Origin of the sequence: Providencia sp. PROV130 (genome assembly GCF_028482225.1) — a bacterium.
GTDB classification, from domain to species: domain Bacteria; phylum Pseudomonadota; class Gammaproteobacteria; order Enterobacterales; family Enterobacteriaceae; genus Providencia; species Providencia rettgeri.
Window position 1 is genome coordinate 25208 of record NZ_JAMPQC010000031.1, and the last position, 19696, is coordinate 44903.

At 40.1% G+C, this 19696-nt stretch carries 29 protein-coding genes and 2 pseudogenes; 15 read left to right on the forward strand and 16 right to left on the reverse strand.

Going from position 1 to position 19696, the window contains the following annotated elements; translation table 11 throughout:
* Positions 1–11: 11 nt before the first annotated feature.
* From PSF28_RS19915 to PSF28_RS19980, 14 genes are all read right to left on the reverse strand, one after another.
* A complete protein-coding gene (locus PSF28_RS19915) occupies positions 12–443 on the reverse strand; it encodes a Mor transcription activator family protein (protein WP_272685544.1) in 432 nt (143 codons plus the stop codon).
* Positions 424–852 carry a gp16 family protein gene (locus tag PSF28_RS19920; RefSeq protein ID WP_272685545.1) on the reverse strand — a complete coding sequence of 143 codons (429 nt, stop codon included), beginning with the start codon at positions 850–852 and terminating at the stop codon, positions 424–426. The genes PSF28_RS19915 and PSF28_RS19920 overlap by 20 nt, the downstream gene beginning before the upstream one ends.
* Complete coding sequence (locus PSF28_RS19925; RefSeq protein WP_272685546.1) at positions 852–1235, reverse strand: hypothetical protein; 384 nt, start codon at positions 1233–1235, stop codon at positions 852–854. The genes PSF28_RS19920 and PSF28_RS19925 overlap by 1 nt, the downstream gene beginning before the upstream one ends.
* Positions 1228–1944 (reverse strand): DUF2786 domain-containing protein, encoded by a 717-nt coding sequence (locus PSF28_RS19930; protein ID WP_272685547.1) that lies wholly within the window; start codon positions 1942–1944, stop codon positions 1228–1230. Before PSF28_RS19930 ends, PSF28_RS19925 begins: the two co-directional genes overlap by 8 nt.
* Positions 1937–2389, reverse strand: a complete 453-nt coding sequence (locus PSF28_RS19935) for a hypothetical protein (RefSeq protein WP_272537050.1) — start codon at positions 2387–2389, stop codon at positions 1937–1939. The genes PSF28_RS19930 and PSF28_RS19935 overlap by 8 nt, the downstream gene beginning before the upstream one ends.
* Before the next feature lie 92 nt (positions 2390–2481).
* On the reverse strand, positions 2482–2676 hold the full coding sequence (locus PSF28_RS19940; RefSeq protein ID WP_102140813.1) for a hypothetical protein: 195 nt from the start codon (positions 2674–2676) through the stop codon (positions 2482–2484).
* Entirely contained in the window at positions 2648–2845 is a 198-nt protein-coding gene (locus PSF28_RS19945; protein ID WP_196718485.1) for an ANR family transcriptional regulator, read from the reverse strand. The genes PSF28_RS19940 and PSF28_RS19945 overlap by 29 nt, the downstream gene beginning before the upstream one ends.
* Before the next feature lies 1 nt (position 2846).
* On the reverse strand, positions 2847–3485 hold the full coding sequence (locus PSF28_RS19950) for a DUF3164 family protein (protein ID WP_210789058.1): 639 nt from the start codon (positions 3483–3485) through the stop codon (positions 2847–2849).
* Complete coding sequence (locus PSF28_RS19955; protein ID WP_102140852.1) at positions 3475–3666, reverse strand: hypothetical protein; 192 nt, start codon at positions 3664–3666, stop codon at positions 3475–3477. Before PSF28_RS19955 ends, PSF28_RS19950 begins: the two co-directional genes overlap by 11 nt.
* An 8-nt stretch (positions 3667–3674) precedes the next feature.
* Positions 3675–3950 (reverse strand): hypothetical protein, encoded by a 276-nt coding sequence (locus PSF28_RS19960; RefSeq protein ID WP_272685548.1) that lies wholly within the window; start codon positions 3948–3950, stop codon positions 3675–3677.
* A gap of 8 nt (positions 3951–3958) precedes the next feature.
* Positions 3959–4144 (reverse strand): hypothetical protein, encoded by a 186-nt coding sequence (locus PSF28_RS19965; protein WP_210789052.1) that lies wholly within the window; start codon positions 4142–4144, stop codon positions 3959–3961.
* A gap of 8 nt (positions 4145–4152) precedes the next feature.
* On the reverse strand, positions 4153–5046 hold the full coding sequence (locus tag PSF28_RS19970) for an AAA family ATPase (protein WP_210789050.1): 894 nt from the start codon (positions 5044–5046) through the stop codon (positions 4153–4155).
* 12 nt (positions 5047–5058) lie between these two features.
* Positions 5059–7098 (reverse strand): Mu transposase C-terminal domain-containing protein, encoded by a 2040-nt coding sequence (locus PSF28_RS19975; protein WP_272685549.1) that lies wholly within the window; start codon positions 7096–7098, stop codon positions 5059–5061.
* A 1-nt stretch (position 7099) separates the two neighbouring features.
* The gene (locus PSF28_RS19980) at positions 7100–7357 is read right to left on the reverse strand and encodes a helix-turn-helix domain-containing protein (protein WP_326832929.1); all 258 of its coding nucleotides are present in this window, start codon (positions 7355–7357) and stop codon (positions 7100–7102) included.
* 161 nt (positions 7358–7518) lie between these two features.
* Between PSF28_RS19980 and PSF28_RS19985 the strand changes: the two genes are divergently transcribed.
* Positions 7519–8034 (forward strand): hypothetical protein, encoded by a 516-nt coding sequence (locus PSF28_RS19985; RefSeq protein ID WP_272578912.1) that lies wholly within the window; start codon positions 7519–7521, stop codon positions 8032–8034.
* A gap of 135 nt (positions 8035–8169) precedes the next feature.
* Here PSF28_RS19985 and PSF28_RS19990 read toward each other — a convergent pair whose 3' ends face one another.
* Positions 8170–8304, reverse strand: coding sequence for a hypothetical protein (locus PSF28_RS19990; protein WP_272685550.1), 135 nt, complete (start codon positions 8302–8304; stop codon positions 8170–8172).
* Between the two features lie 102 nt (positions 8305–8406).
* On the opposite strand from PSF28_RS19990, the gene PSF28_RS19995 reads away from it, so the two are divergent.
* From PSF28_RS19995 to PSF28_RS20060, 14 genes and pseudogenes are all read left to right on the forward strand, one after another.
* Positions 8407–9039 carry a LexA family protein gene (locus PSF28_RS19995; RefSeq protein ID WP_264967535.1) on the forward strand — a complete coding sequence of 211 codons (633 nt, stop codon included), beginning with the start codon at positions 8407–8409 and terminating at the stop codon, positions 9037–9039.
* Positions 9040–9137: 98 nt separating this feature from the next.
* A complete protein-coding gene (locus PSF28_RS20000) occupies positions 9138–9359 on the forward strand; it encodes a hypothetical protein (protein ID WP_264967536.1) in 222 nt (73 codons plus the stop codon).
* Between the two features lie 32 nt (positions 9360–9391).
* Complete coding sequence (gene csrA / locus PSF28_RS20005) at positions 9392–9580, forward strand: carbon storage regulator CsrA (protein WP_264967548.1); 189 nt, start codon at positions 9392–9394, stop codon at positions 9578–9580.
* A gap of 192 nt (positions 9581–9772) precedes the next feature.
* Positions 9773–10144 (forward strand): hypothetical protein, encoded by a 372-nt coding sequence (locus PSF28_RS20010; protein WP_102137758.1) that lies wholly within the window; start codon positions 9773–9775, stop codon positions 10142–10144.
* A 60-nt stretch (positions 10145–10204) separates the two neighbouring features.
* Positions 10205–11032, forward strand: a complete 828-nt coding sequence (locus PSF28_RS20015) for a YfdQ family protein (RefSeq protein WP_272685551.1) — start codon at positions 10205–10207, stop codon at positions 11030–11032.
* 51 nt (positions 11033–11083) lie between these two features.
* Positions 11084–11599: pseudogene (locus tag PSF28_RS20020) on the forward strand (hypothetical protein); the annotation flags it as partial.
* Positions 11600–11809: 210 nt separating this feature from the next.
* Positions 11810–12016, forward strand: a complete 207-nt coding sequence (locus tag PSF28_RS20025) for a hypothetical protein (RefSeq protein WP_272685552.1) — start codon at positions 11810–11812, stop codon at positions 12014–12016.
* On the forward strand, positions 12003–12800 hold the full coding sequence (locus tag PSF28_RS20030) for a DNA adenine methylase (RefSeq protein WP_272685553.1): 798 nt from the start codon (positions 12003–12005) through the stop codon (positions 12798–12800). The genes PSF28_RS20025 and PSF28_RS20030 overlap by 14 nt, the downstream gene beginning before the upstream one ends.
* Before the next feature lie 29 nt (positions 12801–12829).
* The gene (locus PSF28_RS20035) at positions 12830–13042 is read left to right on the forward strand and encodes an excisionase (protein ID WP_125892353.1); all 213 of its coding nucleotides are present in this window, start codon (positions 12830–12832) and stop codon (positions 13040–13042) included.
* A complete protein-coding gene (locus PSF28_RS20040; RefSeq protein WP_272685554.1) occupies positions 13006–14175 on the forward strand; it encodes a site-specific integrase in 1170 nt (389 codons plus the stop codon). Before PSF28_RS20035 ends, PSF28_RS20040 begins: the two co-directional genes overlap by 37 nt.
* A gap of 154 nt (positions 14176–14329) precedes the next feature.
* Positions 14330–14659 (forward strand): annotated as a pseudogene (locus PSF28_RS20045) (DUF932 domain-containing protein); the annotation flags it as partial.
* A 550-nt stretch (positions 14660–15209) separates the two neighbouring features.
* Positions 15210–16484: an MASE1 domain-containing protein gene (locus PSF28_RS20050; protein WP_210835984.1), complete on the forward strand. Its 1275-nt coding sequence runs from the start codon at positions 15210–15212 to the stop codon at positions 16482–16484.
* Positions 16485–16511: 27 nt separating this feature from the next.
* Positions 16512–17822: an HdeD family acid-resistance protein gene (locus PSF28_RS20055; protein ID WP_210835991.1), complete on the forward strand. Its 1311-nt coding sequence runs from the start codon at positions 16512–16514 to the stop codon at positions 17820–17822.
* Positions 17823–17903: 81 nt separating this feature from the next.
* Positions 17904–18236: a DMT family transporter gene (locus PSF28_RS20060; protein ID WP_371021498.1), complete on the forward strand. Its 333-nt coding sequence runs from the start codon at positions 17904–17906 to the stop codon at positions 18234–18236.
* Between the two features lie 313 nt (positions 18237–18549).
* Here PSF28_RS20060 and PSF28_RS20065 read toward each other — a convergent pair whose 3' ends face one another.
* Positions 18550–19689, reverse strand: a complete 1140-nt coding sequence (locus tag PSF28_RS20065; protein ID WP_272685555.1) for a Gfo/Idh/MocA family protein — start codon at positions 19687–19689, stop codon at positions 18550–18552.
* Positions 19690–19696: the final 7 nt, after the last annotated feature.

Sequence of the window (19696 nt, forward strand, 5' to 3'; positions counted from 1 at the left end):
AAGATTAACTCCTAAAATAAATTCGGTTGTCTTGCGGTTAGGATAGCAGATTGTTTATAGCGTGATAATAAGTCCCACGCATGGCGATCGCTAAAACCAAACTTAGGACACAGTTTTATAACGGCTTTAACCCCAGATAAACCGCCCTTTAAAAGGGCGTTATATTCACTGATAAATCGTTGGTTACGCCATTCACGCATGGCGGCTGAAGCATTAGGAATATAAATTTCAGTACCACAAAAATGAGATTGAAGCGTGACTGAATTATGCTCACCAATAACATGTAATAGTTGCTTAAAGCGTTCTGTATCCGTTGTCTTCGTGAAAACAAACGTTGTCCCGCCAAAGACTTCGATTAATTTTAGTGTGTCTGGATACCCAATTAACCCCGCAATATGCCGTAATGTTTCAGGGAGTAAATGCTCAACGGTTTTGAGATCCATTTTTCGCCCTCCGTTTAGCATCAATAATTAAGGCTTTCATTAAGTTAGACAACTCATCAAACGTTAACCACTCTATTTTTTCACGCTTAAACATATGTTTAGCCATTGCTTCTGCATATGACCAGGGGCGTTTTGCTTCAGAAAGTAACGCCTCAATTTTACTCAAAATAACTTCCCTTGTTGCGGGGACATTAGGGCGACGCCCGTATTTACGCTTACTTTTGCGCGGATAACCTTGGTCATGGAGATAATCACGAACTTGGCTCAATTCATCTAACGTTAGCTTTTTAGCGGAATTTTTACCTGTCATACGAACAAGGATACTGCGATAGGTTTCATCATCTAATTTAAGGTACTGTTGAGCCGCCTTGATGATACCAATTAATATCTTTGCATTAGGGAATGTCATTAATTTGTCTCCTCTAAGTTTGCGTGACCAGTCACGTTGGTTAAGTTGAGCTGACGCGCATCACGGGTTAACCAGCAATTAGATTGACCGATAAATAATCCTTTGCAATGGTTAGGCATTTGCTCTTTACAATGCGGACAAATGCCTAACTTGGCTTGCTGACGCTTGAGATGCTCAAGGTTGCACAGTAAGAGCAATGAAACCAATTCGTTACGGTCATAAGGTTCACGGCCTGGGTTACGATTTACGCAAAGATAATCAAGAGCCTCTTTTTCTAAGTCAGTAAAAGTGAACTCCATGCGGTGCAAACCATCTTTGCGCTGATTAGCACGCTGGCGACGCTTACGCGCCGCTGCTTGTGAAGGTGCTCTTAAATTAGTCATGACCGAGTACCTTTGGTAATTCACCTTGATAGCGGTAACTGTGACCATCAACACCGTGAGATAAACGTACTTTTTTACCCGCTTGATAGCCGTCATATGCGGCTTGGTCTGATTGTTTGTGTTTCTGAGTTTCACGCACAGTTACACTGCTAGCGTTGTATTTTTCTTTTAGACGCTCATGGAACGCGTCCATTTTCTTATCTTCGTCTTCAGGGATGGCAAATTCACATACCGCTTGCCAAACACCATTTACCCAGGCTTCACACCAAGTATCAGCAAGGTCAGTTTTCTTACTGGGCTTGGTGTTTTTATGTAGACTATTACGGTACTCATTACGGCCTTTGGTAATCTGACGAGAGAGCACTTCGAAGGCATAACTTGCAATTTGAGGGCGTTCATCAATACCATAGAACACAACCACACGACGAGAACCACGCCAGCTATAGTAATGGCGTACACCGAACGCATAACAAACCACATGCAGTAAATACGACATGTATCGAGGCGGCTTCTGCGCACTTGATGGCACTTTATGGGTTTCACACTTGGTCACTTCACTCAATGACACATCGGATTCACTCAATCCGTGCTCTTGCATCATTTTTTGTGCCATGCGCAGTGCGGTTGCTGCCTCTTCAGAGCTGCTATTATTTCGTGCCTTATTCAGTAGCTTTTTGATTTTCTGTAAATAACGCTCTTTATTACTCATGGTGAGACTCCTTACCATATGCTGAACACGTAGAAGAACAACCACCACGAGGCCAATCATTACAGCTATCGCACAGATTTGATTTGGCAATGTGATTACGAAGCTCCTTAGCAAAATCACGGCAATTGAAAATTTCATCTCTTAATGCCGACTTTACCTTTCCCATGTAATCACGATCAGGTAGAGAGTCGAGAATGGATTGTAACGATTCTGCTAACTTATCAACGCCTTGAGCTTGTAATTCACGAATATAGTCATTAGATAATTGAATATCATCAGCGCTTAACGCAATAAAAAGTGGCTCACAAAACTCACTGGAGCGCTCTCTTGAAACATCAATTTGTGGTGTTAATGGTGTGAATGGACGAACATAACAAACAGGTGTTGCTGTAATAATGAATTTCGGTTGAATCATATTATGAGTTGATGCGTTATTATTAAGCATAAATACCTCATTATCTGAATTTAGGCGTAAGCCAGCCTCTGCGGGTTTACGCCATTAATTAAAAGGTTAAGTTTTTTAGTGAGTTACATTATTTAGCAGTTTAATGTATCAATATCGATGTAATAAGGTTCAATATCGATTTCTACAATGGTTCTTTCGCCTTCATCTTTAGCTCTACCTAATGTTCTCACTGTAGGGCCTCCTCGTAAAAAGCGACTACGTTGATAAATGAAGGTGTGACCAACAAGGTATTTTTCATTAAATTGTTTGGCTGTTAGCTTGGACACGATGACCTCCAGACGATTTGAGACAGTAATCAGCACGACATTCCGCCCATCTGCGATTTACTTCTTTACGTGCTAGGCGGACAGCATCAACCCAATTTTTATGTGCTTCAGCAAATAATTCTTTACGTTCTGCAATCGCTGCGCTTGTTGCATAATGAATAAATGACATATCACACTCCCGCAATATCAAGTGAAATAGGGGCATACTGATCACTATCACCAACGCGCTCATAAATACGGACATACTGACGGCTACCAACGACTTGAATCGCTTCCCCAATCGCCTCCATCGCGCCAATCCAGCGCGTATCTTTAATATCTAAGCGGCGTAATGAAAGCACAGCACCTGTATTAATATTGCCTTCTTTATCAACGGCAAAGGCCTGGTCAATAATGGAATGGATTTCAGGTTTTGCACCTTGCACCCAATCCTTTAAGCATTCATCAATCAATGCTTTAGCCGCTTGTAAACGTTCATCAAAGGCAATACGGTCTTGTATTGCGCGTTGGATTTTGTAACGGCCATCGAATGAATACAGTGTGACATTGCCTTTTTTACCCCCTACATTAACGCCGAATTGTTCTGCCGACAGTGCGATGAATGCTTCAATATCACCGAAAGCAGCAATTTTAAATTGACGTAATAACTCACTGATTTGTTGAGCTTGAGTGACTAATTCACCAACCAATGCGTCACGCTGCATATCGATGGGCTTAATTAAATCAATAGGGGTTAAAATGCCTTTCGCATCGCGCCAGTAGTTCTCGATTACTTCATGTTGTGTAAATTGTTTTGGATTAGTGTGCATTGCTTTTCCCCTTATTTGTTAGTTTCATTGCTTCGATTGCTTTTTTGATACCAAGAGACATTCTTTTTGCAATGTCGATTTCATTGTCTGTTGCGCCACGCCCTGTATGGCTGCCGATAATTTCATAATTCATTGTGCCATTGTTATTCTCTGTAATGTTGATTGTAATTTGTACAGCCATAATCCCTCCTAATGTATTGATTCAGACCAGTAAACACGGCAACCTTCGGTATCGAACACGCCTTGTTTACCCTTATGACTATTAAAATATTGGTAAGACGCCTTACCTTCCTGAATGAGTGCATCACAATAGCTGTTTCGGGCTACGTGAATGCAAGGCTTACCTTGACGGGTGATCACACTCAATATGGTGACGCCTTGCTGCTCTAAGTTCTGCGCCACTGAGCCTGCACGTAGCAAGTCAGAGACAATGGATTGGTTTTCAGCCGTAATAGTGATATTCATGTAGTACCTCATTGCTTTTTAACTGATTGAAGCTTTTCAATTTCGGCTTTAGCTTCGGTAAATAAATCAATTAACTCATCTAAATGTGAAACGTGAAAACTGGTTCGCTCTTCAGCAGTGCAACTTGCTTGCCCTCTAAAGTGGCTAATGCTGCTTATTGCACTGTCTAACCTTTGAGTAATAGATTTAGTCATGTAGCCACCTAATTAATCAGCATTTCTGAGAATTCATGAACCATTTGAACATCAATAGGTTGACCACTAATTTGGCTACCATTAGATATCCCGCGTAAGAACTTAAACAAACGGCGAGCATTACCTTTACACGCTTTATAAAGGGCATTTAATACTTCTGGTTCGGACGCTTCGGGCAACATCGCGGTGATCATGTTGGTAATATCATCCTCGGGGAGTGATTCCCCCATACGTAAAGCAAAACCCACACGGCTGTACAATTGCTTGTACTCTCCGCGTTTACCTTTTAAGTTAAGAATCAAGCGAGGCATACCTGCGAGCACAATACCAACCCCTGATTTATCATGGATACGGCGCAAGGTTTCTAAGGCGCGGTAGGGTAAGTTTTCAGCTTCATCGACTAAGATAATACGACCAGAATCACGCAGATTTTGTATAATGGATTCGCTCAATTCGTGCATGTTGCCACGCTTACTTAAACCCAATTTGTTGCACAACTCCTCCAAAACAACACGAGCGGTATAACCTGGGTCAGCTTCGATAAGCACTGCATTTAAATTTTCTTTGGCGTACTGACGAATAATCATGGTTTTACCCATACCTGCATCACCATAGATAACGTTAATATCACTATCCATGTGCGCCATACGGATAACATCACGCCCTTTACGTGCCATTAACGTATCAACATAGACAGGCTTAATACGACGTGATTTATCACGCTCTTGTTCACGAGATATGAACTGACGGACTTTTTCTTCTACCGCATTAACATCGCCGTTATACTTATTTTGCAAAAACTGATTAATTACTGCCGTACTGACTCCTATACCGCGAGCCGCTTGAGCTTGTGACCAGCCTTTGTTATTCATCATCGTGGTAAGTTCATTAACGATAGACATCGTAAACCTCCGTTATTGGTTACCTGCTTTCGCAGATAAGTATTCATATTCAGATTGTAAAAACGTAATCGGTTTTCTTGGTGTCGTGATAGGTTCATCCGTAGGAATAAAGCCACCAAAATCAGGCGTAGGCTTAGTGTCAATTAGTGGGCGAGCCTCAGCCTCAATCTCACGTATCTTGTCTTCTACACGAGTCATACGGCGTTTACGACGGTCTTCAATGGCTTTATCCATTTGTGTAGTTGGTACTGCGGCCACTTTGTTACCGTTCCATATTGCAGTGCAGACATAGGTTCCATCCAGTTTGCGAATAATGACTTCTTTCGCATCATGAATGTCATAAGCCACACGAACTTCGTCGCCATCAACGAGGATCAAGTCTTCGGCAAAATACTCGTTGTTATTAAATTCAATCCAACCGCGCTGTGCCTTTCTAATAACTTCAGGCATAAACATCTCACGTAATTCAATTTCAGTGAGATATTCAATTTCATCGCCTTCAGCAGCTAACACTTCTTCGCGGTAAGCCGCAGGGGTTAAATGGCGACCGTTGCGTTTAGGTAACTCGCTGTGCTCATGCTCATAGTTGTAACGCTGTACTTCGACCTCAATTGCATCAAGTAACTGCTGCCAACTTGGAAGCTTAGCTAATGCACCTTTTTGCACTGGATTAAGTTCTTTATTGCTCTCGATAGCTTTTACAGCAGACTCAATACGACGGCTGGTAATACGCACATGTTCTCTATCTGCACCTAATCCATTGTAAGTTTGAAACTGCTGAGCAACTCGACGGGGGATGACCGCATTGAGACGCTCAATAATCCCACGTGCTTGTGGATTACCCGGGATACCCGTCATATGCTTAATACCTAAGCGTGGAAAAATACCCGTGATATCAGCATCTAACGTTTTATTTTTCTCACCACCACCATTATCTGAATAGGTAAATAATGGCTTGCCGTGGTATTTCATACCGTGGCGATAAGCCGATGCAACGGCGATCACGTTCTCTGATAAGTCCAAACTCCACCCCACAAGAAAGCGTGTCCGACCATCTAAAACCAACGTTAATTCAGGTGTAAATGGGCGTCCGTGAATAGGATGAGCCACTTTCATATTCATGGACTTACCATCTGATATCCAACAACCATTTACTGGCATCTGTGACCAGTCACGCTTTTGATAAGTTTCTAATGCGCGAGCTGCCGAACCTGTCACGCGTCCTCGTGCTCGTTCGCGTTTTGGTAATTTATCCATGACGCGGCGAACAGCATAATAAGAGGGCATAACATCCAACATAGTAGGCTGGTCTGCATAATGCTCCTGCCACTCTTCGGTGAATGTGCGGTACGCTGCCATCAACGATGGACCATTCACATTACGATGATGTGATAAGAACATCGGTAGCCATGAGACCTGCTCAGGACGTGTCTCTTTATGGTGACCGGGTGCCAGTAACGCCAATCGCTCATCACCATTATTGGTACTCTGATACAACGTGACCCATTCCTGTAAAGAGCGGACACTGACACCTCGGCGGGTTGTCCCTTTACGCGCGTTCGCATTATCCGCAGCTTGCTGTAACGTCTGAGGCAAAACACCTTTTCGGGACTGTTCAGAGATACGTGTCACCGCCCCAATGCGTGTATCGCCTGCATAAATCAAAGAAAGCACTTCTAAGGCTAATGTCGCTCTCGCGTCAGCAATGCTTTTTTGATCTGCGGTTAACGATGAAACCTCACGCTCTAACAATGCAGGGCACTGGCGCATTAAAGCCAACTCATCAACGGGTTTAACACTGGTATTTGATACCGTTTTTTCGAGTGCGTTATCCGTTTTTTTCTGCTCAAGAACTGCATTAAAATGACGTTGTTTGATAACTTCCTGCGCAGCCTCTGGCAAACAATCAATGTGATATTCAAATGCGTTAGTGCCTTCACGCTTACGCTTTAAGCTAGTACCGTTAGCAACTTTATCTAAGTTCTGACGAATACCTTTCGCTGTCGAAGGTATTCCAGGTATGCCCATTAATTCCTTTACGACAACGTACATATCAAGACACCTTATTCATCTGACCGCGCTTACGTAACTCGTAACGGCTAGGCCAGATTTCCTCAGCCGGAACCCCGATAACATCTGAAATGATTTTTTCATAAGGAACACTTGGTGCTCTTAAAACGCCTTTTAATGAATCTGGCGCATAACCTGCCGCGATAGACAAATCACGAAAAGTAAACCCACGCTTTGAAATTTCAGCTTTGATATCCGCAGGGTGCCAATCAGATTGTTTCACTTCATTTTTTTTCATCATTGAATTACCCTATAAAGTTATCCGTGCGAACATTCACACGAGTATCTGTATGGATAGATTATTGATCACCAAAAATACCAAATCAAGGTATTTTTGGTGATTTATTAGTGTTATTTATAATTTCTTTATTTATCAATGCATTAAAAAGGAAAGAACCAATAATGAAAAAAGAACCAGAAGGTACTTTTCACGAAAAAGGAAAAGAACCAACTATTGAACGTATCGCTCAGTTAATCAAAGGTCATCCATCCAGAAGCGCCGCTGCTAGAGCTTGGGGGATAAATGTGAATACTCTTAATAGTTATTTTAAGAATGTTGAGAACCCACCAACACCTCGTGATAGCGTGTTGCAGAGGATAGCTAACAATGAAGGAGTGACAATAGAATGGTTATTAGGAAAGAGTGATAAATTAACAGATGAAATACCAAAAACACCAGAAAATGACCAACTGCATGAAATGTTATCATTTTTAACTAACGAAGAGAGAGCGCGCTTAGCTGTAGTACTTGCCAGAAAAGGGGTTGAATCCACACTTGAATTGATTTTTGAGTTTGCCAATTTATCGCCAAGTGAATTTGATAGAGCCATCCGCTTAGCCAAGCAAATTAGAGAGGGGGCTTCTGATGGGAGTCAGGAAGACATCGTAACTAATCCGATAAAAAACCAGGTTGGGTGATGCGTTATCTTGCCTGGTGAATACTTTTAATGTTATTTAAACGATGTTTAAACTCTCATAAAATATGATCATTACCATGCAGAATAGAATGCAAAAAAACATAAAATAAATCAATCTGTATTCTTTAGTGCAAAATCAATAAATCCTCGCCAACTCAGTAATCTCAAGGCGTCCAGCCTGTCTCAATCCCTTTTCAAATAGTGCAAGATTGATCACCTCCCCACATTTAGTCCCGCTTCCGAAATATTTTTCAACTTGATTTGTTGTCATACGACCCCCTTACACTAAGAATACTTAGATAATAAAGCCGAATTTTATGTTGGTCAATAAAAAATAAGATAACTTAGGTTTTTAATGACTAATGGAGAGCTAATGGAAACGGTAGGAGAAAGAATTAAAAAAATGAGAAAAATATCCAAAACATCCCAGAAAGATTTAGGGAAGTTTTGTGGTGTCTCTGACGTAGCTGTTGGTTACTGGGAAAGAGATCTTAACTTACCCAATGGAGAAGCATTAATTAAGCTGGCAAAATATTTTAATACATCAGAAGCTTACATACTATATGGCATACCAACCAGAGATGCTGATGCTATAGTTACTACAATCCAAAGAATACCTGTGCTTTCTTACGTTCAAGCTGGGATGTTTACTGATTACCCACCAGAAGAAATATTTAATGACGACCTAGAATATATTGAAACTAGCATGAAGGTATCGCCTATGGCGTTTTCGTTAATAGTAAAGGGTGATTCGATGACCAACCCATTAGGGATGCCATCAATACCGGAGGGAGCACATATTATTGTTGACCCGAACGTAGAACCTATTAGTGGAAAGTTTGTTGTTGCAAGATTATCAGGCTCTAATGAAGTAACCGTTAAGAAATTAGTAATAGATGGTCCGAGCAGATTTTTACTTCCTTTAAACCCCAGATATCCAAGTATCCCTATCAATGGAAACTGTGAAATAGTAGGTGTCGTCAGAAGTGTTCAGTTTGAACTCTAACCCTCCCAAGCAAAAAATCTAAGATTATTTAGTTTTTTAATTGACACAACCCCTAAGCTGGATTAGATTTATATCAAAGACAACTTAGGGGGTATTCAATGCAAGCCAATTCAACCAATCCAATCATCACTTTTAACAATCCAATGTCTACTGAGGAAATTCACGCGTGGATTTTGGAGAAGGCCGCTGCACTTAAAAAGCTTGAAGAACTTAATTCTTACTACGCTGAATTGAAAAGTAAGCTTGAAAAAACCGAAGATGATATTTACGAGCAAACTGAAATCTGCAATGCGGGCCTTGGCTTAGTTACTGCCAACTAATCAACTTATTGTGTGGAGTGCTTAGTATGGGAATGCTTATTTTAACCCGCCGAGTCAGTGAAGAAGTCATGATCGGCGATGATATTAAAATTAAAATCTTAGGGGTCAAAGGAAACCAAGTGCGGATTGGTGTCGCTGCCCCCGAAGATGTATCAGTACATCGTGAAGAAATTTATCAACGTATTTTAGCTGAAAGAAATAATGCCAGTGCTAGTAAGTAGTTATTGATTGTTTTGGTGGCGACCTGAATCTTCCACACTACGAGGTTGATGATAATGTTCTATTCAGTAGCCACCCTTTTTACATCACACATAAGACCGCTGATATTTAATCAGTCCATACTAGGTAATATGTTTTAATTATTATTAGCGGTCTTATTTGTGGAGTAATAACCTAATTATGAGGATCTACTCATGAGTGAAGATAGGAAAACAAATATACCTGAATTTTTAGGTGAGTTAGATGCAGGGATATTTGAAAATAAAGTTGCAGCTGTATTAAATGATGTTGCACTAGGTGTTATAAATCACGCAGGGAAAGGAAAAGTTATTATTGAAATGGATATCTCTCGAATGAATAATTCAATCGAAGAAAAGCGAGTATTAATCCAACATAAACTTAAGTTTACTGCACCAACACCAAAGGGTAAAAGATCGGAAGAGGATACTACTGAAACGCCTATGTACGTAAATAAAGGCGGCAAGCTTTCGATTATGCAAGAAGATCAGGGACAGCTTTTTTCAATTAAAGGCGAACCTGACGGGAAATTAAAACAAGTTAATTAATTTCTTTTTTATTTAAAACTCAATCTTTAAAAATACTTTATTAAATAAGTAGGAGCTTTTATGTCTCAATTAAATGGTGATGCTATTTCCCAAATTACAGAACTAGCTATTTCGGGTGTTCGTTTGGGTGTTGTGGAAAATATGCCTTGCCCTGCTGTTGCCAAACCTGATGGGCTTGAAATTGTTAGCCTAGAAAGCTATCAAGTAGGCCGTTATCGCTTCCGTGGTGCACTAAAAACCACAAGCATTAGCGACTTCGTAAAATATAGCGTTGGTTATGCTGATACTCCTGGTGTTCGTTGTTTTATCAATGCTGAAGATATGAGTGCAAAAACTATCTTTAATCTCGGTACTATTGCAGCTCCTGGTCACGCAGATAACTCTGCTGTAATTGGCCTGAAAAAAACATCCCCTTTTTCCGCTGTTCTATCCATTAATGGGCGTAAACAAGGACAAAAAGAACTTGCTGAGTGGTTGGAAGATTGGCGCGATTTCCTATTGGCTTTCGACGCTGAAGGTAATGTTCTCGATATTAAGCAGGCTATTGGTGCTGTTCGTCGAATTACTATTGAATCAAGCCGTTCATCCGATCATGAAGATAGCGATTTTTCGGCTAAGAAATCAATTATGGAAAACGTCGAAGCAAAAAGCAAAGACATTATGCCAGCTGCTTTTGAGTTCAAATGTACTCCATATGAAGAATTGCAAGAACGCGCAATTAAACTTCGCTATAGCATTTTAACTTCACACGATACGCCAGCATTAGTTCTTCGTATTGTTCAACTTGAAAATTTAGAAGAGCAAATGGCGCAGGAATTTCGTGATCTACTTGCTTCTAAATTTGAAGGCTCTCAGATCGAAACATTCATTGGTAATTTTTCAGCTTAATTAATTTATGCGCCGCTGAACTGGTGGCGCTATTTATTGTGTGGGGTAATTATGTCTTATATTTCAACTTTTACTGGCAAACATTTTAATTTTATCAATATAAGTGCGGATGATATCGATATTAATGATATTGCTCAGGGTTTATCTAATGAATGTCGTTTTGCCGGGCAAATTAGCCAATTCTATTCTGTTGCTCAGCATTCCGTTTATGTGAGTCAAATTGTACCACCAGAATATGCGCTGGAAGCATTACTACACGATGCATCAGAAGCTTATTGCAAAGACTTACCTAGCCCATTAAAAGCTCTGTTACCAGAATATAAAGTGATTGAAAAAAATGTTCAGAAAGTCATTTGCTACAAATGGGATATACCAAGAGCTATCAGTGATGTAGTTCACTATGCAGACCTAACAGTGTTAGCAACTGAGCGTCGAGATCTAGAGGTTGATGGCGATAATTTTTGGCCCATTTTAGATGGGGTACCGCCAAGTGACCTTATCGCTGTAAATCCTCTGCTACCCATTCAAGCGCATACGATGTTTATTCACCGCTATAACCAACTAACTGGAATTATGCCTGAATTCGATGCGGATCTTCATGTTGAAGAAATACACCGCCACGGGGCTTACGGGAAAATATTCAACGATAAAAAAAACCGTTTCTATAACGGCGCAACAATACAAACATCCCGGGTGATCAATATCGATACTTATCTTGCTGATGGTTATATACAAACAGTTAACTCAGTTTACAGAATTATTGTGTAGGTGGCTGATATGAAAACTTTAAATAAAATCCAATGGCTTGGGGAATGTCCAAAGTGTTGGCATGCATCAGCACAAGTCCAAACTGAAAATGGGCGTGAATATTGGCTTTACGCTGGAGATAAAGTTACCTGTGAAAATTGCAAACATACTGGTGTAGTTGAAGCTGATGGAGAGTGTGCTTGGTGTGAATGGGACGAAGTAGATGAGCAACATTAAACACCCAGTTATTCGCTACCACGGCGGCAAGTTTCGACTTGCCCCTTGGGTGATAGGCCACTTTCCAGATCATCGTTGCTATGTTGAGCCTTTTGGTGGTGCCGCCAGCGTTCTTATGCGTAAAGAGCGTAGTTATGCTGAGGTCTACAATGATCTAGATAGCGAGGTAGTTAATTTATTCACTGTATTGCGTGATACTGAGCTGAATGAAAAACTTCAATTAGCTTGCCAATTGACACCCTATTCACGTGACGAATTTAAACTGGCCAGCGAACCCACTACCGACCCAGTAGAAAAAGCCAGAAGAATGGTCGTTCGTGCCTGTATGGGGTTTGGCTCTGCTTCTGGTCTTGGTGGTACATCGGGCTTTCGCTCGGATAGCAAAAGAAAATATGCCCTGTCCTCTCACTTATGGGCCAAATATCCTGAAAATCTAAGTGCTGTTTGCCAGCGCCTGCAGGGTGTGATTATTGAAAATAAAACAGCTGTGGAATTAATAAAGCAACACGATTCAAATGACACACTGTTTTATTTAGATCCACCTTACGTTTCTGATACTCGAGTAAAAGGAAATCGATACTACAACTTTGAAATGACCAATGAACAACACCAGGAGCTAATTAATACAGTAAAACAAATTAACGGCAAAGTTTTAATTAGCGGTTACAACTCTGATTTATACAACAGTGAATTCTCAACGTGGAGGAAAGTAACTAAAGACTCAAGAATTTCTGCAGGTAGAGGTACTGGTATTCGAACTGAATGCCTATGGTTGAATTTTTAAATCTGTATGCGGCAGATGTGGAGATAATTATGAATACAAGCCTTTCAGTTGAATGCTTGCCAATTTCAAAGTACTGCGAGTTATTTGGCGAAACAACAGATGCAATCAATAAGCGGTTACAAAGGCTAGTCTGGCATGAGGGAGTTCACGTATTGAAAATTGAAGGCGTAAAAGAACGCTGGATTGATATAAAGGAAGTCAATAAATGGGCCAGACAAAACAAATCCTCCCTCGCGGAGTAATGATCCGAAAACATAAGTCAGGGGAAACAATCAATATTTCATTTACATTTAAAGGGGTTCACTGTAGAGAGCCCCTATCTAATCTTGAAGTTAACCCTAAAAATATAAAATATGCAGAACGCTTATTAGGAGAAATATATAACAAAATTGAAAAAGGTATTTTTTCTTATGTTGAGTATTTTCCTAAATCATCAAAATTAAAAATATTTGGAAATAAACATAAAGGAAGAAATATAAATGAATATCTGGACGAATATTTAGATATTTGTGAAACCAGAGGTTTATCCCCTTCCACAATTGGTGGCTATAAAAAATGTAAAAGTGCCCTTTCTACACTGCATGATTTATCAGTGGTAGATTTGACGCCCGGCATATTAAAAACATGGATCCAAAAACAAAAAACATCATTAAAGACAATTAGAAACCAGCTGTCATTTTTACGTAGTGCATTAGATGAAGCTGTAACCGATGGTTTAATTACATCCAATCCTGCAAATATGGTAACAGCATCAAGATATCAATCTAAAAGTAGTCCATCAGATAGTGACTACATTGTGGATCCTTTAACGCCAGAGGAAGTAACTGCCATATATAGCGCAGTAAGATATGACCAATGGAAAAATTTATTCCAGTTTGCAATTAATACCGGGCTACGTAGTTCTGAATTATGTGCGCTTAGCTGGGGCGATATTGATTTCATAGGCAGGACTGCTCATGTACAAGCAGCTAGTGTTGTTGGAGTCATTAAAGGTACAAAAACAAAAGCAGGAACGCGGATCGTGGAATTGAACGAAGATGCCATGACTGCACTTAACAATCAAAAGTCATTTACTTTTTTAAAAAATGAAACCATTTTCGAAGATCCAAAAACAAATAAAGCATGGGCTGGTGCAGATGCAATTCGAAAAAAAGCATGGGTACCAACATTAAAGAAAGCTGGTGTACGATATAGAAACCCGTACCAAACGCGACACACATTTGCGATTAAGCATATTAGTAACGGCGTTAACCTATTTTGGCTGGCTTCACAGATGGGACATAAAGGCCCTAAAATGCTATTTAGGCACTACGGAGCATACTTAAAAGAGTACGACGGTAACACCTCGATTTTAAAGAGAATAGACATTAAATAGCCACTGCTAGGACTACGGTTAAGCCGCAAATCATGCGCAGGGTAATATTTATCTAATAATCATTTATATAACAATAGGTTAAGATATTCCAGATGCGGGTTCAACTCCCGCCAGCCCACCAAATTTGGTGGGTCAGTGATAGGACAACAGGTTTAAAGAGTTATTCCGTACTGTACCGAGTGTATTTTCTGAAGAAAAACACGATTCTTGCAGTGAACGTTATACTTACATTCCAACCATCACCTTGTTAGACAGCCTGCAAAAAGAAGGCTTTTATCCGTTCTTTGCTTGCCAAACTCGGGGGCGTGATGTCAGCCGCCGAGAGCACACCAAACATATGTTACGACTTCGGCGACATGACCAAATTACAGGCATACAAGTCACTGAAATTATCCTACTTAACAGCCATAATGGCTCAAGCAGCTATCAGATGTTGCCGGGATTTTTTAAGGTAGTATGCTCTAACAGTTTGATGTGCGGCGATGTATTGTTATGTAGCTCTAGGTAAAATCGAAAGTGGCATGAACCGATTTGCTAATACTCGAGGCTTACAAGACGAGCAAATAAAAGCACACCTTAAATCTCAAGAAGTTGTATTTGCTGTCAGATACTTATTTTAGTATTTTTATAGTGTTATCTCATGGTAATGTCTAAAAAATACCTAACTCTTGTTAGCTATTTTTAATTGTGGTGGACACGCTCAATTTTTGCCATTATTGCTCGGCTACTGCTTTATATGACGTGGGTATCTTTCACGAATAGCTGTCTATGAAAACAACAAGCCGTGTTTTATTTTTAAGAAATTTAGATTAGGTGTGCTATTGGCTTTTTCTAGGTGCGTAATGTTCATTGAAGTACCTACAGCGCCGAACTCATAATAAAATAAAAAGTGTCTAAAAATACAGGAAAAAATATAATAATAGCTATACCTCAAGATATCATTTTGATATTTTTTGAAAAGAGAAATGATGTAGACCTTTACGCGTTAAGATAAGGCCAAACATAACTTTATGATGCATAACCTGAAATAAACTATGAAAACATCTTTACTATCAAATAAAACCACGTTAATCGTAATAATAGGATGGCTATTACTTTATTACGTAACAGGTGAAATCTCCGAAATACTTACACCAGAGAATTCAGATATTTCTGTTGTTTGGTTTCCTGCGGGGGTCGCAACAACCGCTTTTTTATGTATGCACAAACGCCAATGGCTACCGTTACTGGTTGGCTTCATTGTATTAAACTTGATTCTGAATGGCTTTGATAGTGAGCAAATCACCCTTTCACTTATATATGCCGCTCTAGCAGTACTTTCTTGTATTGCTATTGCTTGGATTGTCCGTAGGTATGCTCAGCGAGGAGATGATCTGCAACTAATATTGTTATGGCTATCGGCAACAATAATTGTCAGTTTTGCAGATGCAGTTCTATTTTCTATCAGTTTGTATTGGCTTGATAATACATCACTTAATGATATTTTTTGGGATGGTTTTATTGCTGATATTACTGGCAACATCTTTGCGACAACAGTGATTATGGGGCTAATTAATACCCATTTCAAAAAGGTGGTGCCTTCTTTCAAAATTAATATAGTTTGGGGAAGTATTGTTTTTATTCTTCTTATTATTAGCACTATATTAATATTCAATGATACTGCGATACAGGTATACCATTCCTATTTTCATCATCATCGTAATACTGCTAAATTATCGCTACTCTGTATCCCTATTTTGCTTGCTGTTACCCTGTCTATGCTGTGGGGAAACAGAGGAGGATCAATAGCACTATTAATACTTGCCACTATTACAATCTATTACACGCGTAATCAGCATGGGCCTTTTTATCTTCATGGCCTATTTCGCCATGAGTCACTGTGGTTAATACAGGGATATTTGACCGTAATATCATTATTAATGGTTTTTTTACGAGTTGTCGCTCGAAGTACTCATAGAATTGATGACACACAAGGAGCTTATAAACCGCAGCACCTAGTATATCAACTTAATCTAGATAATGGTGCTATAGAATGGGGAAGCACAGATTGTTCATATCCGAAGGCTGATTTAATAACCCTTTCCGATTTAAGGCAAATTATGGAATCTATTCACCCTGACGACCGAGAAAAACTCGCTCGACATTGGGAACAAGAGCAAGCTCAGACCACTCTTCCAATAATAACCTTTTGTCTGAAAGATAAAGAAGGTCGTTGGTGGAATATAGAAGATCGTGGAAGTGTTATTTTTAGTCATAACAAGCCAGTAATGATTGTTGGGAATTGGTTTATTTTGGGTGAAGTATCCTAAAATTGATGTAATAACAAAGGATAAGTGATGCTACAAATTGCATTATTACTTTTCGGTGCCGAATTTATCAGAGGAAAAGCACATTACCTCTGGGGGATTGGGCTCCTTTGGTGTTTTATTGGTATATTTATTTTCATTGATGGTGTTGATGGTATTCTTTTTTTTCCAATACATTTGTTTGGTATTCTACTGTTACTTGAAAGTCTGATCACTTTAAGTGTCGCTTCAAGCGGAATTGGAACACAAAAAACGATACTTTTCTTTAAAGGTGGTCTATTTTTGTTCTGTGCATTGGTTATCTTAATTAATCAAACATATAGCAATGTATTATTGTCAGCGATGTTCGGTTTTGTTTTTTTTATTACCGGATTATTTGTTGTTGCATCAGCTTGGATCGTACGTTTTCCTGGATGGCAATTAATCCTATTATGGGGCGTCATTGAAATGCTGTTTGCTTTTTTTTTGTTTACCCATCACCAAGCAACAATTTCTTTTTTCATTGGCTTTTTGATGATAGGAAGTGGATTTGGATGCCTGAAGTTAGCATTTCGAGCCCGTCATATCCAACGAGGAACATCCATATTTGAACTGATGCGTCCTTTACCTGTGTCGTTTAAGAAAAAAGGAGCAATGCGACCAATAACAGAGAGCCCACAATCTTCCCCTTTAAATAGAGAAACTGAACAAGATACTATTTTGACTGTTCATATCTGGACCCCCGAAGGCTCCGCGAACCAACGCCCTGTACCACGGCCAATTATTAATCGTTATATTGCGGCTGTTGATTCTGAGGGAGTAATCTCTACGGGGCATGCATCTCTAGAACTCTATCCGCACCTCTATATCAGCTTATACCCTGAAGAAGATATTGATCGCTCTCCTTCAGAATTTTTCAGGCTACTAAAAGCAACCGCTGATAATAACGTTCCAGGGCGTTTCTTGCCTAATTATCAAGCTGAAGCATCAGAATGGTGTGAATCTGACAGACAGATTGTTTTCAATGTTTATAACTATGCTTCTTTATTGAGTTTTTGGGAAAAATATCGCCAGTATCCTATTTATAACCTAACATACCAAAACTGTTCCAGCAGTGTTGCATATGGTTTAGAAGCTGCATTAGATGGTGTTTTGTCTATGCAAAAGAGAAGTGATTTTATCGGAATATTAAATGTACTTTGTATGCCAGAATTATGGATTGCGGCTCAAATTCGTCGGCGTGCACTGATGATGGCATGGACCCCTGGATTAATTATGGATTATGCACGTGCTTTGCGGGCTATTGTACACCCAGTTCCAGTCCCTTGGTATAAACGCTTACTTAGGCGTAGAGTTTCATAGCCATTAGGTATTTTTATCTCAAACATCGTTTAAAATTGTCATTTTGGAATGTTTGCTAAATAAGTTAAAGAGGTTTTTATGCTGAAAGTGTACGCAATCTTAATGGTGTCTATCATAGCTGAAACAACCGCGACAACCATGATGAAGGCGTCTGATGGGTTTACTAAGTTGGTACCCAGTATTATTGTCGTTATTGGTTATGCCATTTCTTTTTATGGATTATCCCAAGTTGTAAAAAGTATGAATATTGGTATCGCCTATGCGATATGGGCTGGAGCGGGAATATTTCTTGTTTCAGCATTATCATTTTTTGTTTATAAACAAAAACTTGATTTTCCAGCATTAATTGGTCTAGCATGCATTGCACTGGGAATTGTTATTATCCAGTTGTTCTCTAAATCAATTACTCATTGAGTGTCGAAATTATTCAACAAGAATAGATTAAATAACGACATTAAGTTGCACACGTAACAAGATACATACCGACATTGAAACACTTTTTGTTACACCATGCTGGTGGTGTAACATCACTAGGAGAGAATGCCTCTCCTTTTAACTGATGCTATCACGTAGTATAGCTTTCCGGTTCACTCCCCCCCGATGCTTTTGCCTATCCGTATTACAAAGAAAAAAATCATTATTACAGCCTCTGATATTACACAGAGGCTGTAGCTGTAATTAACGAGATTATACCAACTCATTAGCCTCAGACCATTCATTGCAGAGATTATGATGAGCAACGATATTGCGTAAAATCAATCCATTGGCCGCTGTTATCATGGCTACGTTTTGCGGCATCAATAAATGCCATTCCCTGTAGGCCAGTTTCAATACCTGGTAATAACGGTGATGCACCGCTACCCTCGCGTAAACGAGTTGCCGCCTCACGATAAACCTGAGCAAAACCTTCTAAATATCCTTCAGGATGCCCGGCCGGAACCCTTGACATCGCACGGTTTTCCGCCCATTGAGACATTGATCCCCGCGTCACACAAAACATGGGTGAATCAAATGGTTTTAACCATAATTGGTTAGGATTTTCTTGGGAAAATGTAAGACTCCCTTGACTGCCATATATGCGCAGTCTCAACCCGTTTTCTTCACCACAAGCCACTTGGCTCGCCCATAGACGCCCTTTTGCTCCGTTGTGATAACGCATTTGCACACGCACATCATCATCTAGCACTCTTCCAGGGATCATTGATGTGAGTTCAGCACAAATGGCCTCTGGTAGCATCCCTGTGACAAATGAAGCTAACTGCCACGCATGAGTACCGATATCACCGATACAGCCCGCTCCCGCTTTTTGTGGATCGGTACGCCAGCTCGCCTGCTTGTTTTCAGTTTCCTCTAATCGTGTTGCTAGCCACTGCTGCAAATACTCCACTTCAATATAACGAATTTCGCCTAGTTCACCTGCTAATATCCGGCTGCGCGCTTCGCGAATTAGCGGATAAGCACTGTAATTATGTGTGAGAATCAGTTGCCTACCCGTTTCTCGCACAACATCGGCAAGCTGCAAAGCTTCTGAGTATGATGTACACAATGGTTTATCACAGATCACGTCGATACCTGAACGCAAAAATTCAACGGCAATAGGGGCATGCAGGTGATTAGGCGCGACAATCGCAACCACATCAATACCATCATCACGTGCCGCCTCGCTTTGCGCCATTTGCTGATAGCTAGCGTAGCATCGTTCAGGCGCAAGGTGCAGCCGTTGCCCTGTACGTTGACAATTTTGCTCGTTTGAAGAAAACGCACCTGCGACTAACTCAAACTCATCATCCATACGAGCTGCTAATCGATGTACAGCACCAATAAATGCACCTTCGCCGCCTCCAACCATTCCCAACTTTAGTCTCATCGCCTTA

What these genes read in the sequence shown, in the direction of transcription:
- PSF28_RS19915 (WP_272685544.1), bottom strand. Translation starts at nt 443, where the DNA reads ATGGATCTCAAAACCGTTGAGCATTTACTCCCTGAAACATTACGGCAT.
- PSF28_RS19920 (WP_272685545.1), bottom strand. Translation starts at nt 852, where the DNA reads ATGACATTCCCTAATGCAAAGATATTAATTGGTATCATCAAGGCGGCT.
- PSF28_RS19925 (WP_272685546.1), bottom strand. Translation starts at nt 1,235, where the DNA reads ATGACTAATTTAAGAGCACCTTCACAAGCAGCGGCGCGTAAGCGTCGC.
- PSF28_RS19930 (WP_272685547.1), bottom strand. Translation starts at nt 1,944, where the DNA reads ATGAGTAATAAAGAGCGTTATTTACAGAAAATCAAAAAGCTACTGAAT.
- PSF28_RS19935 (WP_272537050.1), bottom strand. Translation starts at nt 2,389, where the DNA reads ATGCTTAATAATAACGCATCAACTCATAATATGATTCAACCGAAATTC.
- PSF28_RS19945 (WP_196718485.1), bottom strand. Translation starts at nt 2,845, where the DNA reads ATGTCATTTATTCATTATGCAACAAGCGCAGCGATTGCAGAACGTAAA.
- PSF28_RS19950 (WP_210789058.1), bottom strand. Translation starts at nt 3,485, where the DNA reads ATGCACACTAATCCAAAACAATTTACACAACATGAAGTAATCGAGAAC.
- PSF28_RS19955 (WP_102140852.1), bottom strand. Translation starts at nt 3,666, where the DNA reads ATGGCTGTACAAATTACAATCAACATTACAGAGAATAACAATGGCACA.
- PSF28_RS19960 (WP_272685548.1), bottom strand. Translation starts at nt 3,950, where the DNA reads ATGAATATCACTATTACGGCTGAAAACCAATCCATTGTCTCTGACTTG.
- PSF28_RS19965 (WP_210789052.1), bottom strand. Translation starts at nt 4,144, where the DNA reads ATGACTAAATCTATTACTCAAAGGTTAGACAGTGCAATAAGCAGCATT.
- PSF28_RS19970 (WP_210789050.1), bottom strand. Translation starts at nt 5,046, where the DNA reads ATGTCTATCGTTAATGAACTTACCACGATGATGAATAACAAAGGCTGG.
- PSF28_RS19975 (WP_272685549.1), bottom strand. Translation starts at nt 7,098, where the DNA reads ATGTACGTTGTCGTAAAGGAATTAATGGGCATACCTGGAATACCTTCG.
- PSF28_RS19980 (WP_326832929.1), bottom strand. Translation starts at nt 7,357, where the DNA reads ATGATGAAAAAAAATGAAGTGAAACAATCTGATTGGCACCCTGCGGAT.
- PSF28_RS19985 (WP_272578912.1), top strand. Translation starts at nt 7,519, where the DNA reads ATGAAAAAAGAACCAGAAGGTACTTTTCACGAAAAAGGAAAAGAACCA.
- PSF28_RS19990 (WP_272685550.1), bottom strand. Translation starts at nt 8,304, where the DNA reads ATGACAACAAATCAAGTTGAAAAATATTTCGGAAGCGGGACTAAATGT.
- PSF28_RS19995 (WP_264967535.1), top strand. Translation starts at nt 8,407, where the DNA reads ATGGAAACGGTAGGAGAAAGAATTAAAAAAATGAGAAAAATATCCAAA.
- PSF28_RS20000 (WP_264967536.1), top strand. Translation starts at nt 9,138, where the DNA reads ATGCAAGCCAATTCAACCAATCCAATCATCACTTTTAACAATCCAATG.
- csrA (WP_264967548.1), top strand. Translation starts at nt 9,392, where the DNA reads ATGCTTATTTTAACCCGCCGAGTCAGTGAAGAAGTCATGATCGGCGAT.
- PSF28_RS20010 (WP_102137758.1), top strand. Translation starts at nt 9,773, where the DNA reads ATGAGTGAAGATAGGAAAACAAATATACCTGAATTTTTAGGTGAGTTA.
- PSF28_RS20015 (WP_272685551.1), top strand. Translation starts at nt 10,205, where the DNA reads ATGTCTCAATTAAATGGTGATGCTATTTCCCAAATTACAGAACTAGCT.
- PSF28_RS20025 (WP_272685552.1), top strand. Translation starts at nt 11,810, where the DNA reads ATGAAAACTTTAAATAAAATCCAATGGCTTGGGGAATGTCCAAAGTGT.
- PSF28_RS20030 (WP_272685553.1), top strand. Translation starts at nt 12,003, where the DNA reads ATGAGCAACATTAAACACCCAGTTATTCGCTACCACGGCGGCAAGTTT.
- PSF28_RS20035 (WP_125892353.1), top strand. Translation starts at nt 12,830, where the DNA reads ATGAATACAAGCCTTTCAGTTGAATGCTTGCCAATTTCAAAGTACTGC.
- PSF28_RS20040 (WP_272685554.1), top strand. Translation starts at nt 13,006, where the DNA reads ATGGGCCAGACAAAACAAATCCTCCCTCGCGGAGTAATGATCCGAAAA.
- PSF28_RS20050 (WP_210835984.1), top strand. Translation starts at nt 15,210, where the DNA reads ATGAAAACATCTTTACTATCAAATAAAACCACGTTAATCGTAATAATA.
- PSF28_RS20055 (WP_210835991.1), top strand. Translation starts at nt 16,512, where the DNA reads ATGCTACAAATTGCATTATTACTTTTCGGTGCCGAATTTATCAGAGGA.
- PSF28_RS20065 (WP_272685555.1), bottom strand. Translation starts at nt 19,689, where the DNA reads ATGAGACTAAAGTTGGGAATGGTTGGAGGCGGCGAAGGTGCATTTATT.